Origin of the sequence: Nocardia sp. NPDC052254, from assembly GCF_040679495.1 — a bacterium.
In the GTDB taxonomy this organism is placed as follows: domain Bacteria; phylum Actinomycetota; class Actinomycetes; order Mycobacteriales; family Mycobacteriaceae; genus Nocardia.
Genome location: NZ_JBFAUW010000003.1, coordinates 220170 through 239084 on the forward strand (window position 1 = coordinate 220170; position 18915 = coordinate 239084).

The window sequence follows — 18915 nt, forward strand, 5'->3', positions numbered from 1 at the left end:
GATCTCGTGCGTGCGGCGCTGGTTTGTTTCTTCGATGGTGAAGGCATCGCTGCCTTCGATCCTGAGGGTGAGTTCGCACCTCGGGCGGAGGATTTCGATGTTGACGCTCCGTTTGCGGTGAATGATTGGTTGGGTGCGTGGCGTCGCTATCTCGGCAAGTCTCGAACTGAGTTCGCCGGGCCGTTCGGTGAGTCGACGATTGCGAGTTATGAGAACAAGACAAGCCGACCGGCCGCGGGGGTGGTTGGTGATCTTTGTGTCGTGAATGGTGTTCGGGTCGATTTCGTTCGTGCGGCGTTGGTTCGGTTCTTCGATGGTGAGGCGGTTGGTCCGTTCGATCCTGAGCGTGAGTTTGCGCCTCGGGTGGAGGATTTCGATGTTGCTGATCCGTTTGCGGTGAATAAGTGGTTGGCTGCGTGGCGTCGCTATCTTGGCAAGTCTCGTGCTGAGTTCGCCGGGCCGTTCAGTGAGTCGGCGATCAGTGGTTCTGAAAATAAATTCAAAAAGCCGACTGCGCGAACGGTCCGTGCTGTTTGTGTCGCGAATGGTGTCCCGGTCGATATCGTGCTTGCGGCGCTGGCTCGGTTCTTCGATGTCAGAGCGATCGTTCGGTCCGACCCTGAGCGTGAGTTCGCGCCTCGGGTGGAGGATTTCGATGTTGATGATCCGTTTGCGGTGAATGAGTGGTTGGGTGCGTGGCGTCGCTATCTCGGTAAGTCTCGTGCTGAGTTCGCCGGGCCGTTCAGTGAGTCGATGATCAAGAATGTTGAAGATAAGGCCGACAAGCCGGCTGTGGGGGTGGTTCGTGATCTTTGTGTCGCGAATGATATTCCGGTCGATTTTGTTCGTGTGGCGTTGGTTCGGTTCTTCGATGGCGTGGGGGTTACTCTGTTCGATCCTGAGCGTGAGTTCGCGCCTCGGGTGGAGGATTTCGATGTTGATGATCCGTTTGCGGTGAATGATTGGTTGGGTGCGTGGCGTCGCTATCTTGGTAAGTCTCGTGCTGAGTTCGCCGGGCCGTTCAGTGAGTCGGCGATCGGGGGTTACGAGAACAAGACAAGCCGACCGCGTGCGCGGGTGGTTCGTCATCTTTGTGTCGTGAATGGTGTTCCGGCCGGTTTCGCGCGTGTGGCGTTGGTTCGGTTCTTCGATGGTGAGGCGGTTGGTCCGTTTGATCCTGAGCGTGAGTTCGCGCCTCGGGTGGAGGATTTCGATGTTGCTGATCCGTTTGCGGTGAATAAGTGGTTGGGTGCGTGGCGTTACTATCTCGGTAAGTCTCGTGCTGAGTTCGCCGGGCCGTTCAGTGAGTCGGCGATTGGGAATTATGAGAACGAGGTGGCCCGGCCGCGTGCGCGGGTAGTTCGTGATCTTTGTGTCGCGAATGGTGTTCCGGCCGGTTTCGCGCGTGTGGCGTTGGTTCGGTTCTTCGATGGTGAGGCGGTTGGTCCGTTTGATCCTGAGCGTGAGTTCGCGCCTCGGGTGGAGGATTTCGATGTTGCTGATCCGTTTGCGGTGAATAAATGGTTGCGTGCGTGGCGTCGCTACCTCGGCAAGTCTCAAACTGAGTTCGCCGGGCCGTTCAGTGAGTGGACAATCAAGCATATTGAAATTAACGCCGACAAGCCGTCTGCGGCGGTGGTTGGTGATCTTTGTGTCGTGAATGGTGTTCCGGCCGGTTTTGTTCGTGTGGCGTTGGTTCGGTTCTTCGATGGTGAGGGGGTTGGTCCGTTTGATCCTGAGCGTGAGTTCGCGCCTCGGGTGGAGGATTTCGATGTTGCTGATCCGTTTGCGGTGAATAAGTGGTTGGGTGCGTGGCGTTACTATCTTGGTAAGTCTCGTGCTGAGTTCGCTGGGCCGTTCGGTGAGACGCTGGTTCGGGATTCTGAAAATGAGGTGAACACGCTGGGTGTGGGGTCGGTTGGTGATCTTTGTGTCGTGAATGGTGTTCCGGCCGGTTTCGTTCGTGTGGCGTTGGTTCGGTTCTTCGATGGTGAGGCGGTTGGTCCGTTTGATCCTGAGCGTGAGTTCGCGCCTCGGGTGGAGGATTTCGATGTTGCTGATCCGTTTGCGGTGAATAAGTGGTTGGGTGCGTGGCGTTACTATCTTGGCAAGTCTCGTGCTGAGTTCGCCGGGCCGTTCAGTGAGTCGACGATTGTTAATTGCGAGCACAAGATAACCCGGCCGCGTGCGCGGGTGGTTGGTGATCTTTGTGTCGCGAATGGTGTTCCGGCCGGTTTCGTTCGTGTGGCGTTGGTTCGGTTCTTCGATGGTGAGGCGGTTGGTCCGTTCGATCCTGAGCGTGAGTTCGCGCCTCGGTCGGAGGATTTCGATGTTGCTGATCCGTTTGCGGTGAATAAGTGGTTGGGTGCGTGGCGTTACTATCTTGGCAAGTCTCGTGCTGAGTTCGCTGGGCCGTTCGGCGAGACGCTGGTTCGGGATTCTGAAAATGAGGTGAACACGCTGGGTGTGGGGTCGGTTGGTGATCTTTGTGTCGTGAATGGTGTTCCGGCCGGTTTCGTTCGTGTGGCGTTGGTTCGGTTCTTCGATGGTGAGGCGGTTGGTCCGTTCGATCCTGAGCGTGAGTTCGCGCCTCGGTCGGAGGATTTCGATGTTGCTGATCCGTTTGCGGTGAATAAGTGGTTGCGTGCATGGCGTCGCTACCTCGGTAAGTCTCGTGCTGAGTTCGCCGGGCCGTTCGGTGAGTCGACGATTGCGAGTTATGAGAACAAGACAAGCCGACCGGCCGCGGGGGTGGTTGGTGATCTTTGTGTCGCGAACGGTGTTCCGGCCGGTTTCGCGCGTGTGGCGTTGGTTCGGTTCTTCGATGGTGAGGCGGTTGGTCCGTTCGATCCTGAGCGTGAGTTCGCGCCTCGGCCGGAGGATTTCGATGTTGCTGATCCGTTTGCGGTGAATAAGTGGTTGCGTGCATGGCGTCGCTACCTCGGTAAGTCTCGTGCTGAGTTCGCCGGGCCGTTCGGTCAGTCGACGATTGGGAATTATGAGAACGAGGTGGCCCGGCCGCGGGCGCGGATAGTTCGTGATCTTTGTGTCGCGAATGATGTTCCGGCCGGTTTCGCGCGTGTGGCGTTGGTTCGGTTCTTCGATGGTGAGGCGGTTGGTCCGTTCGATCCTGAGCGTGAGTTCGCGCCTCGGCCGGAGGATTTCGATGTTGCTGATCCGTTTGCGGTGAATAAGTGGTTGCGTGCATGGCGTCGCTACCTCGGTAAGACTCGAGCTGAGTTCGCCGGGCCGTTCGGTCAGTCGACGATTGTTAATTACGAGCACAAGATAACCCGGCCGCGGGCGCGGATAGTTCGTGATCTTTGTGTCGCAAATGATGTTCCGGCCGATCTCGCTCGTGCGGCGTTGGTTCGGTTCTTCGATGGTGAGGCGGTTGGTCCGTTCGATCCTGAGCGTGAGTTCGCGCCTCGGCCGGAGGATTTCGACGCTGCTGACCCGCTTGCGGTGAATAAATGGTTGCGTGCATGGCGTCGCTATTCTGGATCGACACGGGAAGAGTTCTCCGGCAAGGTCAGCGAATACACCCTGGATCGCCTCGAACAAGGTCATACGGTCCGACCGGAATTGGTGACGTTGCGAAAACTGCGAGACGCCAATGGTATCCCGGACCAGATGATTACTGCCGCCGTCGAACGATTCTATCGGGAACCCTTCTATCGGGCTAAAAACTGGACCTATATCGGTCCGGACAGCGAGGATCAGTACGGCACGGCCGAGCATGAAATGGACATGCAAGAGGCTGCCCTGTTCGGGCGATTTTTCCGGACCGAGGTGGGTTCACCGGAGGAACACGCGATCGTAAGCGAGATCGTCGAAGTCTACGCCTGGATTGCCGATCGGGCGGTACGCCGGCTGGCGGGCCGCGCGGATCCGGAAGTCCGTGACGAGCTTGCGCAACGGTGCCGAATTGCTATCTGGTCGGCGGTGTCGCGCCATATTCCCGGCACTCCGTTTGTGAAGCACGCGTGGAAGAATTCTCGGTGGCTGGTCACTACTGCTCGCGACGGGTCGCTACTGCAATTGAGCGACGTGCAACACGATCTGGTCGTCGAAGTGCGTCGCGAAGCGGTTGGGCAAGCGGCCGAACTGCAGTTGAACGTGGCTTCGGTGCCGAGTCCGCGGATTGCTGAAGCGATCGGTGTGCCTCTGGCCGATGTTGAGTGGGCGCGTCATATTCTCGCGGGAAGCAACATCTCGCTCGAGAGCTTGCCCACCGCCGGTAACGACCAAGCTCGCAAACTTTTCGAGTCGGCGGCTGCCGAAGAGAGGTTTGGGTCTCCTCTCAATGATGTCGCCCTCGCTGCGGATGTCCAGGCAGGGTTGGCAGGCCTTGCGGATCCGAACATGGCGTGGAATCTCCTTGTTCTCCATCTCATCGACGGATTTTCGCTGGCCGAGGTTGCCGAGCGTCTCGGCCTGACAATGACGCGTGCCGAGGAGCTCTACGACGAGGTCAAAGCTGTGCTCGGGACTGTCCTTTCTCCCGATGCCGATAGCGATGACGACGTGCGGCGTTCAGGTGTGGACGTGGACGAGCCCGGTTATGCGGCTCGGACCGCGATCAGCGGGCGGCCCGCGATGGGCAATCCAGCCGAGGCCGGGGATGTGACGGCGTATGTGTCGCCGTCGGTCGGACATGTCTCGGCTGAAGGTCCGAGGGATTGTCTGCCGGTGGCGGGGCGTGATGCGTATGTGGCGGCTGGTCGGACGGTGCCGGAGCGGCTGGCCGATTTCAGTTCCGGTGGCAATGGTGTGTTGCTGAGCGAGGCGCCCGGCGTGGTGGGTGTCGGGTTCGATGAGCGCATCACGTCGTTGGAGCGCGCGCGTGATGTGGTGGCGGTCGAGGGTGGCGCGGTGGTCGTGGTGCTGGTGTACGAGGGCGTCGATGGTCGGCTGCCCCGGTGGGGCCATGCGGTGGACATCAAGTGTGGTGCCGACGGCGTGGTTCGGGTGTTCGAGGAGGGGATGCCGGGCGAGGGTGTTGCGTTCGAGCAGTGGCGGCCGCCGAAGGGTGTGGTGGTGGGTGCTGGTGGTGAGCCGGTGGTGGTCGCCATGCGGGTGTCGAAGTCACCTGCCGAGGATGTGCCGGTCGATAATGAATTCCCGTTTGTGGCAAAGCGATTCGAGAACATCAAGGTCGGCGCGCGGTCGCCGGCGAAACCGCCGCGCAACTACATCGAGCCGCGCCGGGCGGTGCCGACGATACCGAACCGGGATTCGTGGCAGGCGTGGGACGAATTCGTGTCGGACGTGTCCGCCGCGGTGGCCCGCGAAAGCGATGCGCGTCCGGGTGGTCTCGATCCGCTGGCGGTGGAGCAGCTGCGGCTGGAGGTGATGGAGCAGCGGTGGGAGGCGCTCCCGGCGGCAACCCGATCGCGCATCGCGGGGCATCTGAGCGACAGCGACGAACGCGAGTGGGCCGAGATCGCCGGTTATCCGCTGCCGTCCGCCGACCAGTTGCCGCCATCGATGGCCGACGATCTGAATCGGATGCGGCTGGCGCGGCGGCGGGCGGAGCTGGCCCGCATCGAGCGGCCCAGTGCGGAGAACGTGCGGGAGCTGGCCAAGGTCGACAACTGGATCAACCGGTTGCGGGTCGCGGGGCGGTGGGTCACGCATGTGCCGGGGCATCCGCGGGTTCGCCTGCTGCACTTGGACTTCGAATCGCCGCGCGCGATGCTGACCATCGGCGAGCCGCGGACGGCGACGAATACCGCGGTCCATGTCTCCGCCGAGGGGCTCGATCCCGCGGTCGACCGCCACCTCGCCACGGTGATGAACCACATGTCGTCGGGAACACCGGAGGATCCGGCGGCGGCCGTCTTGTGGATCGGGCCGAAGGCGCCGGAACTGATGACCTACGTCGCCGATCTGGCGGCGGCGCGCGGCGTGCTGGACGGTGCGGCTCCCGATATCGAGGTGGTCGGACACGATGCGGTCGCGGAAAAGGTGATGGTTGAGGCGAGGGTCGCCGAGCACGGCCGTCACCGGCAGGAGCAGATCCCGGATCGCAAGACCGATGTGCCCCCGCTGGCGGGTGAAGCGGACGAGATCGTGCGGGATGCGTTGCGGTGGGCCGGAATGTCGAGCATCGAGGAGATGCTGGTGCCCGACGGTGCCTCCGTCGCCGAAGCGGCCGCGATCGGTGCCGCCAATGCGCTGCGCTGGCTCGGCTGGCCCGCCTACGCGCGAGAGGCGCTGCAGCAGCGGCACGCGGCTGCGCTGGCACGGTCTTTCGGGCTGCCGGAGCAGATACGTCACGAGGCGAATCTGGCGCTTCTGTCGTCCGAAATCGCGGCTTTCGATCCCGACGCCCGCGCCGCGTTCGGGGTATTCACGGTCGCCGAACAGCGGATGAAGGGGCAATCCGGCGCCGTGGTCCGGTTGCTGTCCCGCACCCGCACGGCCGCCGGCGAGCGAGAGCTGACCCTCGGTTTCGGGAACCTGAGCACGGCCGGCGCCGTATATCGGCTCGAGCTGAATGCGGCGGCGGACGTGACCGAGCTGGAGGCGCAGATCTCGGCGGCTGTCGATCGCTTCCCGCAGTTGCCCAAGGCAAATTTCGGCGTGGCCATGGTCGTCGTGCTCCGATTGGCCGGTACGCAATCGCCGTCATCCGCCGCGGTGGTCGAACAGGCCGGTGCACGGTTGGCCACCGAGACCGCGGCGTCCAATGGTGCTCGCCGGGCCCTGGATCCCTATGGGCGACGCCCGAACAGCCACTTCCTCGGGCAGGAGTCCGGCGAGCCGGTGGTACGCCATGCGACGGCGCTGTTGCGGTCGGCGGACGAGATCGATTCCGTCGCAGGAAATTCCACCGACGATATCTGGTTCCCCGATCCCGCCCGGGAGATCGCACGAGCGCGCGAGGTTGTCGCAGCCGAGGCCGCCGACATCGAAAAGAAGATCAAACGGCTGGTCCGTGGCATTCGTGGTGGTCGGATAGCGCCGGCCGAGTTGCGACCGGACCGAATCGACCGAACCTTGCGGGAGCTGGCCCTCGACGATGACGGCCGGAACGTGCTCGCCCTCACCGAATGCTTCCGGCTCGCTCCCCAGTTGCGGGCCGCGGTGGCGATTCGGCAACGCTTGGAGGACTACCCGACGGACGGCCGCGACGGGGCGTTCTGGTCGCAGCTCGACGAACGGCAGACGGCCCGGGAATCGGCAGGTGCTCTCGCCCGGCGTCAGGTGCTGACGCTTCGGGTCGCCGACTTGGTTCGGGAAGCGTTGTCCGCCAATGCCGGCGACCCGGCATGGCGATCGATAGCTCGGGAACTGGTGCTGTCGGGCCATCTGGACGCCATCTACTCGGAACGGGTACGGACGTGGGCGACATTGCTGTCGGAGCGGGCGCGCACCCCGCGTGATCGGGACCGGGTCACCGAACTCATCGACGCGGCCGCAGCGCTGGCGATCGTCGACATCGAGATCGCGCACTTGCGGTCGCGGACGAGAGTCGACGCCGCCGAGGCGTGGGCAACCCTTGTTCAGGAGGCACATTCGGACCGTGCCGACCTTCGCAACGAGTTCGACGCACTGCGATCGGCGGCCGATCTGCCCATCGGCGCCGGTGCCGAGATCGACGGGCTCCGCGGCATGCGTGCCGACCGTGATCGGGCGCGTGAACAACTGATCGCCCGCCTGCCGAGCCGGCCCGGGGCGACACTGAGCCCGCAGCGGATCCGGGCGGAGATCGCCCACCACGCCGCGGCGGGCACCACTCTCGAGGAGTCCTTGACGACGCTGGCCAACCGATACTTCGGCCTGCGCGAATTGGTTCGAGTCGCGTCCCGGCACCACGTCGCCGAACGGCGATTGCGGAGTTTGACAGGACAGGCGAAGTTGTTGGCCGCACTGGGCGACGATGCCGCTCGTGCCGAAGTCGCCGAGCTCACCGGTGTCGCTGTCGACATGAATGTGTGGACCAACGAGCAAATCGACGCTGTTCTGACGGAATTCACCGGCAAGTACCGGCCGCCCTCGCCGCCCTCGCCGGGCGCCGCCCGGTCCGGTGCGACAGACGAGTCCGATACATCGACGGCCGCTTACGATTTCGCAGAGAAGCACGCACCGGAGCTGCTCTGTGGCCCGAAGGTGCAGGCTGTGATCGTGGCGGGTGCGGGGACGCATGCGGTCGGGATGTCTCCGAGGTCGGTCGGTGATCGGGAGATTGCGTTGCGGGGGATGGCGGGTTCGGAGTTCGCGAAGGGGCTGGATGCGAACTGGGATTCGGATTCGTCGCTGCCGGGCCCGGCCGAGTTGGCCGCCTGGACCGAGTTGGCGGAGTTGGCTGGGTCGAAGTCGGCCGGTGTCGCGGAGTTGGCCGAGTTGGTGCGGCGGGTGTACGCGCCGGGCAATGACATCGGCATGATCGCCGCGGCACTGGACGTGACCGGGCAGGGTGTAGCGCACGCGGTGGCGGCCGTGCGGGTCAATGATGAGCTGGCTGAGCAGTTCCCGGCCCAGCTACGTGGCCGAGTCGGTGCGATTGCGGTGTACGACGACGCGTATGACGAAGCCGACGACGGCTGGATCGTGGGTCAGGCCGCGGTGGCGCGGTGGGTGCGCCGAGCCGGGCCGGGTGTGCACAAGGTGCACCGGCTGGTGTTCCGCGACAATGGCGCGCCGCAGCACCGATTGAACGGTGCGGAACCGTCGGTGCTGCATGGTCCGGACAAGCCATTGGGTGCCGTGCTCGCGGAGGGTGACTTCGAATCGGAAACCTTCATCGAGCCGAGACGGGCGGTGCCGGCGATACCGGCCCGGGTCTCGCCGCGCGACTGGGACGACTTCCGGTCGGGTGTGTACGGTGAGGCGGCCGATCCGGGCCGCACCCACTCGGCTGCTGTGGATCCGCTGGTTCGGTGGAGTGAAGCGAATCTGCCGCAGCAGGCGGTGCTGCGGCAGCGCTGGTCGGCGTTGTCGGCGGCCACCCGATCGCGCATCGTGGGGTATCTGACCGATCCGTTCGAGCGTTCGCAGGCGGAGCACCGTGGTGAACCGTTGCCGACCGCCGATCAGTTGCCCGAACAGATGGCCGACGAGCTGAACCGCATGCTGCTGGCGCGGCGGCGGGAGAAGCTCGCCGGTATCGAGCGGCCCAGCGCGGAGAATGTGCGCGACCTGGCCGAGACGAACAACTGGATCAACCGGTTGCAGCTTGCGCAGCGGTGGGCCACGCATGCGCCGGGCCATCCACGGGTTCGGTTGCTGCGCTTGGACTTCGGTGACTCGCCGCACCTGGTGGTCACCGTCGGTGACCCGCGGTCCACGCAGGCGTCGGAGGTCCAGGTTCACGTCTACGGCAACGGATCCGATGCCGCGGCCGGCGACGGTGTGACCGCGGTGATGGACCATGCCACGCGGGCGACGTCCAAGGATTCGACGGCGGCGGTGCTGTGGCTCGGATCCGATGGACCGGGGCTCACCTCCTTTGTCACGCACTTGGCGTCGGCCCGCGGCATCGCCGGCCGATCGGACTCCGGTATCACGGTGATCGGACACGACCAGTCCTCCCGGCAGGTGCTGAACGATCTGAACGGTGCCGGAGTGAGCATTCGGCGCCCTCAGGTTTCCTCGAGCGCGTCGCTGCTCGAGGCGATCACCGTGCCGGTGGCCGGTACCGCAAAGATCGTCCGCGACGCGCTGCGGTGGGCCGGGATGTCGAGCATTGGCGACATGGTGCTCGCGGAAGGCGCCTCCTTCACCGACGCGGCGCGAGTGGGCGCGGCCAATGCGGTGGCGTGGGACGGATGGCCGCCCTACGTGCGGGAGGTGCTGAAGCAGCAATATCCGGATGTGCTGGCCCAGGCTGCCGGATTGCCCGACGACGTGCTCGGCTGGGCGAACCAGCAGACCCTGGCGGCAGCGGGCGCCGAAGCCGAGATCAACACAGCCGACCGCGCGATGAAGATCGTTCGGTCACTGATGGATCAGCGGTTCCGCGCGCCGGACCACGCTCAGTTGTTGTCGCGCACGCGCACGCCGGACGGTGGCCTCGAGCTGACCATCCGCTTCGATGAGCCCGGCACCGCCGCCCGACTGCTCGGCCTGGGCAAGGAAGCCCCGTCGCGATGGCTCGTACCCGCTCCCGCGGCGACCGTGGCGGAGCTGAATTCGATCCTGTCGAGCGCGGTCACGGAGTTCCAGACGCTGCGCAGGTCCTCGCCCGACGCGGCTCTGGTCGCGGTCGTCCGGGTGGCTGGTCCGAATGCCGCCGTGGATCCGTCGGTGGTCGCCGAATCCGCCGGCCGTCGGATGGCGCTCCGAATTGTCGCCGAACATGGTGCCCGCCGGGCGTTGCACCCGTATGGTCGGCGCCCGCACGCCGAACTCGTCGGACTACCGGCCGGTGCACCGGGGGTGGCGCATGCGGCGGCGCTCTTGCGGCAAATAGGCGAGGTCGACACCGTTTCCGGAGAATTCGACACCCGCCGGATTCCGAATCCCGCCAACGAGGTGGACCGCGCGCTCGGGGTCGCTCAGGGCGAATACGTCCATATCCGCGGTGAACTCGACGCTCTGGTCCAGCGCCTGCGCTTCGATGGTTCCGCGCCGATGCTGGATCCGCAGGCGCTGGACCCCGACCGGGTCGACCGCACGGTGCGGGACCTGACTGCCGCCGATGACCTCGGAATGGATACCGCAGGTGCGGACAATGGGGTCATCATCGCCGAATGTGTACGGCTCGCCGAGCAATTGCGTGCTGCTGCCGCCCTGCGAGACCACCTCCGGCGTTATCGCCAGCAGGGGCGTGATGCCGCGTTCTGGATGGGGCTCGACGACCAGCAGCATGTCTGGGAAGCGGTGGGCGTGCTCGCCCGGCGCCAGGTACTGGCGGTGCAGATCGCCGACCTCGTGCCGGAAGCATTGTCCGGCAGCGCCATCGGGCGGGAGCACCACTCCGAGTCGAGCGACCTCGGACCGCTGAGCGAACTGGACCTGGACCTGGTCCGGAACCGGACGACCGAACTGGCGGCACGGGCGCGCACCCAGGCCGACCGGGACAGAATTTCCCAATTGATCGATCTGGCAGCGGAATTGACTGTCGTCGACATCGAAATCGCGTATCTACGGCCGAAGGCTCGGGGTGCGTCCGAGATATCGACCCTCGAAACCTTGGCAACCGTGATGTCGGATGCGTACGCGCGTCGCGCCAGGCTCCGAAAGGCCATGGACCAGCGGTGCCGATGGCTCGATGTGCCGACGAGCGTCGGCACCGATGCGGACGAGGTGCGCAGGCTGCGCACCGAGGTGAATCAGCGGCTTGCCGATGAACTGGACGTGGGCCTCGAGGACCTGAGCTATGAGCTGATCCAGGACGAGATCGGGTCCTTGACCGAGTCCGAGGCCGATCGTGAGGAAAGGCTGTCGGACCTGCAGTCTCGGCTCAACATCCTGCATGAGCTGGCCGGAATGGCGCGGTCGCACGCTGACGCCGATTCGACGATGAGATGGCAGCTGGAGCGTGCGAACCTGCTCGCCGGGCTGACCGCCACCGTCGGTCGTGCGGCAGCCGCCGCCCTCGACGATGAACTTGCCGCCTTCGCCAGCGACCTCGGCTTCGCTCCGCAGGCGTGGGCACAGCAGCAGCTGACCGACACGCTCGCGGAGATCCGCCACAAGTATCAGCCCGGACCGGCCTCGCGGGCGGTGCCCGAGGTGGCCAGGCCGGCTGTGCTGCCGGAATCCGAACCGGCCACGGCTGCTTACGATTTCGCTGAGAAGCACGCGCCGGAGTTGCTCTGCGCTCCCAGGGTACAAGGTGTCATCGTCGTGGGCGCCGGGGAACAGGCCATCGGAATGGCTCCGGAATCTGTGCACGACCGCACGATCGCGACGCAGGGCCTGGCGGGCACGACGTTTGCGAAAGGTCTGGACGCCAACTGGGATTCGGATTCTCCCTTGGCGGGTCGGGCCGCGCTGGCCGACATGGTGTCGCAGGTGAACATGCCCGGAAACGGCGTCGGCATGATCGCGGCGGCGCTGGATATGAATGGTCAGGGGTTCGCGCACGCGGTGGCGGTCGTGCGGGTGAATGCGGCGCTGGTGGCGGAATTCCCGCGGCAGTTGCGTGGTCGAATCGGCGAGATCGCGGTATTCGACGACGCCTACGACGAAGCCGACGAGGGATGGATCGTCGGTGAGACCGCGGTGGCGCGGTGGGTGCACCGAGCCGGACCGGGCGTACTGAAGGCGCATCGTCTGGTCTTCGGTGACAACGGCGCGCCGAAGGAGAGGCTGGGCGCGGACGGGTGGCCGTCGCCGCTGCGAGGTCCCGAGAAGCCGCTGGGGGCGAGGGACGGTGATGCCGAGGCCGGGGAGTCGCCGTCGGCCGAGCGGGATATCACCCGCGCGGAGTGGGAGCGGGACGAGGTAGGCGCAGAGAGCCTCGTGCCCCCGCAATGGTCGCGTGAGCGTCCCGGCGCAGTGCGGCTGATCTCCACTCTGCTGAATCACGTTTTCACGCGAAGTGACAGCGCGCGGGTGGTGGTGACGCGGATGCCCGATGACGGATTGGAGTGCAGCGTCACTGTCGGCGGTCGTGCGCTGACACCGGAACTGCCAGGGACACAGGATGATTGGGTCACCGAGTTGGCATCGGCGGATTCATGGGGCGTCACCTTGCATCGGAACCCGCCCGGCCGGGAAGTCAGCTTCACCATTTTCGGCCGGCCCTCCGACCGGGGGCCGACACCGGACTGGTGGACTGCGACCACCCCTGCTGCCGATGCCTGGGATGGGCGTGCCGTGGATCTCACTGCCGGCGTGCGGATTCACCGTGATCAGCGGCAGTTGATCAACAAGGTCCGCCAGGCCATTGTCGAGCTGGCTGGAGTTGGTCGCGGTCAGACCTTGTTCCCGGAGTTGGCGTTCGCCGCGCTGGTCGACAATGCGCATCGGCATACCGACGGTGATGCGTGGGTTCGTGCGACGTTCTCGGATCGGGGCGTCCTGCGGGTCGAGGTCGGCGATTCGAGTTCTGCTCTGCCGGTGCCGGATCCGGTGCGTCCGAGCCGCCTTGTCATGGTGGATGATGTCGCCGGCCGATGGGGTGTCCAGCGGCATCGGCTGGGCAAGACGATGTGGTTCGAGTTCGATCTCGATCCGGCTGTGGAAGATCCCGACGGTGATGTCCGTGCCGATGTGACAGCTGATGTGCTGGACGATTCCGGTGACTGGCTGGACGAAGCGGTATTCGACAGCGGTACGGCCACCGAGGTTGTCGCGTGGTTGCGGCGTGTGTGGCACGTCGAGATGTCGGGTATCGATGTGCCGGAGGCGGCCAGGAGTGTGGCCGCTGGTGTGCATCACATGCTCACGGGTCATCGTCGATTCCGCGTGGTGAACGGTGCTGCCGTCACGGTCGGCTCGGTCGCCGGTGGCAAGGGTGTCGACATCAGGGGGCGGCGTGGGCGCAGCGGCGACATCTTCGTCGAGTCGATCACCGTCGACCCACAGTTGCTCGCAGACTCGACCGAGACGGCCGGTGACAAACTTTATGCGGCTGTTGTCGGTGCGTTCGGCGAGGTTCTGGTCGACGCCGAAGTCGGCGTGGCGCGTGAAGTGGGATTCCAGTACCTGTACTCGCATTACCTCGAATCTCGCCCGAACGGGGATGTTGACGCCGAGGCCGGGTTCGAGAAGTGGGTGGGCGAGCAGCTCGGTGGGTCGGTGGTCGCGGCCCGTGGTCGGACGCGCCGCAGCCGGGAATTGTCGAGGCGTTTCGATATCGAGCGTGCGGCGCGTGCAGCCACGGTCGATGTGGAGGTCAATGGGTGGGAGGGCGCGTCGGATGCGGCGCGGACGCTGTATCGGTTGCTTTTCGCGCAAGTGCGGGAAGACCCGGAATCGCGGGATCTCTTGGATGTTTCCACGCCGGAATTCGCCCCATCCTGGCATCTCTCGTGGGGCTGGGACTACGTGCGTTACCGCACGGTCTCCGATATCGCAGCGGCATTCGAAGCAGACACCGGTGTACCGGTAGTCGGGGCCGATGTGCTGGGCCTCGACATAGCGAAATTTCGGCTCTTCCTTTGTGGGATCGGTTTCATGTCTGAAATCTTCCCGAGTGTCGAAATCCGCGCTGCGGGTGCTCGATCGATGCCGAACTCGGTGATTGCCACACCAGCTGACGACGCGAGTGACCGTACGAATGAGATAATTTGCAACGCCGCATATCTGAAAACGAACACTCCCGCTGAGTATTCCACCGAATTCAGGCATGGCACTCAGGTCGGGGTGGACGAAGCTGCCCACCGTTTCGCGCTGGTCATGGTCGGCGACGCCGGTGCCGCCGTTCTCGATGCCGTGCTTCCGGCTCTGCTCGCCCGGTGGATCCGTGGAAGAGACCGCGAAGAACCCGGGTACGACTTGCCGTTCGCGGAATGGCTCGGCCGGCAGTTCTCGAAGTTCAGCCGACAGGCTCACTTCAACGATCGTCGGCCTGAACGACTCCTGCATCTGAACGCTCGAGCCGCGCTCGCGGAGTCGGTTGTCGCGGTCGTGAGGCCCCGGAACCAGGAGAAGCCCTCCGATGGGCAGCGGCTGCTTTTCTCGCTGCTGACCGAGCACCTGCCCGTGCCGGAGTCGGTACGCAGCGACAGCAGTAGGTCTTCGGCGGATCTCGATGCCGCGATCGAGGAGCCGCGCATCGGTATCCCGCCCGCGTCAACCACCCCGAGCGATGCGGTGCCTGCCTCCGCCGCGGGCCACACGACGGCGGCCGGATCGCGAGGTGGCGCAGGACTGTCGCAGCATCTGCGGTCCGGTCGGCGTGACTGTGGTGCGTGGGTGCAGTGGGCAGTGAAGGACTTTCTCGGCGCGGCGGGTGCAATGATCTCCCCGATCAATCCGGATTTTGTCGCCGAATCGGGTATGAGCGGCGTTCTATTCACTGCGCACCTCGGTGCAGAGTGGCGTCGGCGGCCGTTCGGGCAGGGCACCGATGGATTGTCGAAGGTTCTCGAGCATGTGCGGCGCAGGGGAGGTGCCGTCGCCGGTGCGATCGAGTTCGGTCAACTGGGTGCCCATGCGTTCGCTGTGTTCCGGGTTACCCAGGATTATCTGGACCGCCATCCGGAATTGAGGTTGACACTGGGCGAAGTGGTGGTGTTCGACGATGCCGCGGGTGGTTTGTTGCGTGGGGAGCACGTGAAGACTTGGCTACGTCTTGCCGATGAGCAGCAGGCCGGCACGGTGCACGGGGTTGTCTTCAAGGCCAATGGCAAGCCGGCGGAACCGCTGAAGAAGGGCCGCGGGGACAGGCCCAATCGCGGCCCGGCCGACGACCGTATCGGCGCCCGCCCACCTGTGGAAGAGCTACCGCCCGATGATCCCGATCCGCCACGGCTGCCGCTGTGGCGTGCGGTGGCCGTGGAGGCCGGGGTGTCCGTCCGGACGGTGCTGTGTGTGGCCGACGGCATCCCGGTACTCGGCGCGACGGCCGAACGGGTGCGCGAAGCGGCGGAGCGGCACGGGCTGGCGTTGCCGGCGACGCTCGCAGTGGATCCAGCGGCGCTGGCGGCACCGGACCCGGGGGTCACTGCGTGGGATGTGGCTGAGGCGGCCGGGGTTTCGCCCGCGACGGTGCGAGAGGTGGTGTCCCGGCGTGCGTCGGTGCACGACCTGTCGCACCGTCGCGCGCTGGCGGCCGCCGTGCAGTTGCGCTATCGGGGCCTGCCCATCGGATTGCGTTGGATCCTGCGCCGGCGCGCGGCCATCGCCGCGGCGGCCGATGTCGCGGTTACAGTCGTCGCGCAAGTACTCGACGGGCGAATGTCTGCCGAAACCGGTGACGGAGCACGGGTTTTCGACGCCATCCTGGGCTTGGCCGACTGGGAAGCGCCTTCGCGTGCTCGGCGCGGTGTCGGGGTCTTGGTTGCCGGAGCGGCGCCCGCGCATCTGCCCACACCGATGGCCGCGCCTGCCGGCCAGCTGCCGGAAGAAGTTGGCGACGGTCATACTCTCACTGCCGCAGGTGAATTCGACGTCGCGGCCGCGCTGCGACAACTTCCCGGCGACACCCGTGCGCGGAAGGTGGCCGCCGCGGCGAAGGTGGACCCCGCCACGGTCGTCGATCTGCTCGCCGGCCGGGATGTGAACGAGGCTGCCGCGCAGCGGATCCGCGATGCCGCCACCGAACTCGGGTACCGGCTGCCAGGTGTGCGGACGCAGGATGCGGTGGTCTGGGTGGCCGGTGCCGCGGCATCCTCGGTCAGCAAGGTGCGCAACGGTCACCAAGTTGGCCCGGATACCGAGCAACGGGTTCGCATCGCCGCACGGCTCATCGGCTACCCACTGACGCAACAGCAACAGTCCGAGCCGCTCCATCGGCCCGAGACCCGCCGCCGGTCGCCCGGCCTCGTGGCCCTGATCGCCGCCACGCTTCCCCCGGCGTTGCTGGTGCAAGTCTCCGACGAGGCGGACCCCGGTGCGACGCCGGCCACTGTCGGTGACGGTGCGGAGGCGGCGGTGCGGCCGGACACCGGTGACGACCGGATCGTGGTGCTGCGCGCAGCGCAGAGCGGTAATCGGGATGCCATGGGCAAGTTCCGAATTCGCTACGGCGCCGCAGTGCTGGAGTGGCTGAAGACGGAGGTGGACGGCGAGGAAGTCGCGCGTCGGCTGCGGGAACGAGTATTCGATCTCCTCTTCGCCGGGACTCTCCCGCAGGGACGCCGAATCGACGTCTGGGTGTTGAGCCGGATCGGCCTGGTGGTGGCCGAAGAGCGAGAGCGGCAGGCGTTCACCGAGCGGGTGTGGGCGTCGTTCGTGCGAACCGAGAGTCGTCATCCGAATGCGTCGGACGGACTGCCGGCCGGTCCGCTGACGGGTGTCGCGCCGGAAGTGCTGCAGTCCGCTCTGGACGCGTTGTCTTCGCCGGAAGACCGATGGGTGCTGTGGCAGCACCACATCCATCAGCGTGATCTGGGTGTGGTGGCCGCCGCCGCGCGGAGGCCGGTGCATGAGATCGCGGAGCTGGAACGCCGGGCGATCCGCGCCTTCGTCACCGAGGTGCGATTGCTCTCGGACCCGTACGCGCTGACTCGCGACGTCGGCCGGGTGGAACATGACCGCACCGATGTCGACCAGCCACCGCGTGACCCCGCTACCCGTCTCGCTGCGCTTTTCGATCAGGTGAGTCGGCAGATTGCCGCCCAGGTGCACGAGGCGTACCGGGAATTGTTCCGGCAGCCCGACGGCAGCTATGCCGAACAGTTGCGCATGCGCGATCACGGCGGACAGATTCCGCGCCGGACTCCGCTCAGCGAGCAGGTCGATATCGCGAACCTGTCGTTCGAACAGTTGCCGCTGTATTGGCAGCGGGTGAATCTGGCCCAGGCCCGGGCGGCATTGCGAATCACGATCGCGGCCCGCGATGCCGGCGTCGACCTGCACGCGCCGATGGCGGCGGAGTACATTGCCGCACGGCTGCGGGAATCCCGGGTCCACCAAAGCGTTTTCGCCCAGCAGGACATCGATTCCAACGCTGGTTCGACGTACCTGCGTCCGTATGCGGGGTTGACCGCCGACGAGGATCTTCCGCCGGTGGATCGGACACAGGACCTCGCCGCGGCCCGGCTGGCCATCGAGGAGATCAAACCTACGCCGCTGGATCGTGAGTCCTGGCGGCAGCGGTTGGAGTCCGGCGCCGCTGATCTGTCGGCCGCCGAACGCCTGTGGGAAGGGGTGCACGACCGTCTCGGTGGGGTGATGCGCTGGTACGGCTGGGCCGACCCGAATACACCGGTGGCTGCCGCTGGGGCGCTGGCCGCCGTACTGGAAAGGCTGTTCGCCGACGCTGACGACGATCGGCGGGTGACAGTCAGCGAGCAGGTCCAGGGTAATCCCGGTGCCCGGGTGCTGCGGGTCGAACTGGTGGTCACCGGGTCGCTGCCCGACACTGTCGCCGCGGCATCGGCGGCGGCCGAACAGTCCGGTATCGAGCCCGTCGAGGAGGGCATGAAGATCTGGCTGGAGTTCTTCGAGCGTCCCGCGATCGACGTACACCTCCCGGGATTCGCCGTGCACCGGAAGTTGTTCGGTCTCAGCACCGATCCCGATGAACGGCATGAAGAAGTGCGTCAGGTCCGGGACTGGGTGGTCACGCTGATCAGTGAACATCCCAGTGGCTGGTCGCGCGAGAAGATGGACGATGTCAAGTTGCTGATGTCCGAAGTGGCGAGCAACGGGCTGAATCACACCGACGGTGAGTTTGTCGTCGAGGTGTCGATCTCCGACGATCGAGTACTGGTACGCGGCTTCGACACCGATCCCGGCCGCCCATTCCAAGACGACCCCGCCGGTAGGCAGGGTGCCGAATTGGCGGCCATCAACGCGTTCGCCGACGCGGACGGTGATGTGGCCGGTGTCGATGACTTCGACCTCGGCGCCCTGGAAGCGATGCTCAGTGGCGAACGCGGTCGCGGCAAGGTGGTCTTCGACGGATGCGCCGACGCGTACGGGTGGCATCCGCTCGACACCGCCGAAGCCGCCGCGGCCGGTACCACCGAGTCGCAGCAGACCCTCGTGAAGGTCACCTGGTTCGAGAAGAACGCCGATGAGTCGCCGCTGCCCGCGCCGGCGACACCGGCGACCGCCGAGGGATATCCGGCGATCACGCCGCCGCTGCCGACGGCCACGCCGCCGCAACATCTCACGCCCGGAGTGATGTTCACCACCGCGAGCGACGATCAGCCCGGCGTGCCCGGCAAGGTCTGCGGTCGCGAGGTGGAGCTGAAGTTCCAGCAACTGCTGGGCGACAGCGGATCCCGGATCACTCCTGCGTCCTTGACCGCGGAGTTGGTGCAGGACGGAATGACCGACTGGTCCTTCGCCGAGGGCCTGGCCGCCGGCTGGCGGGATCGGCCGTTCGGCCGGGGTGTCACG

1 protein-coding gene (cut by both window edges) is annotated in these 18915 nt (G+C 65.5%); it reads left to right on the forward strand.

This entire window lies inside a single protein-coding gene on the forward strand: locus AB0L57_RS09970, encoding a helix-turn-helix domain-containing protein. The 129024-nt coding sequence extends 58479 nt beyond the window's left edge and 51630 nt beyond its right edge, so the window shows coding positions 58480-77394 (codon 19494, complete, through codon 25798, complete); the first complete codon in view begins at window position 1. The start codon and the stop codon both lie outside this window.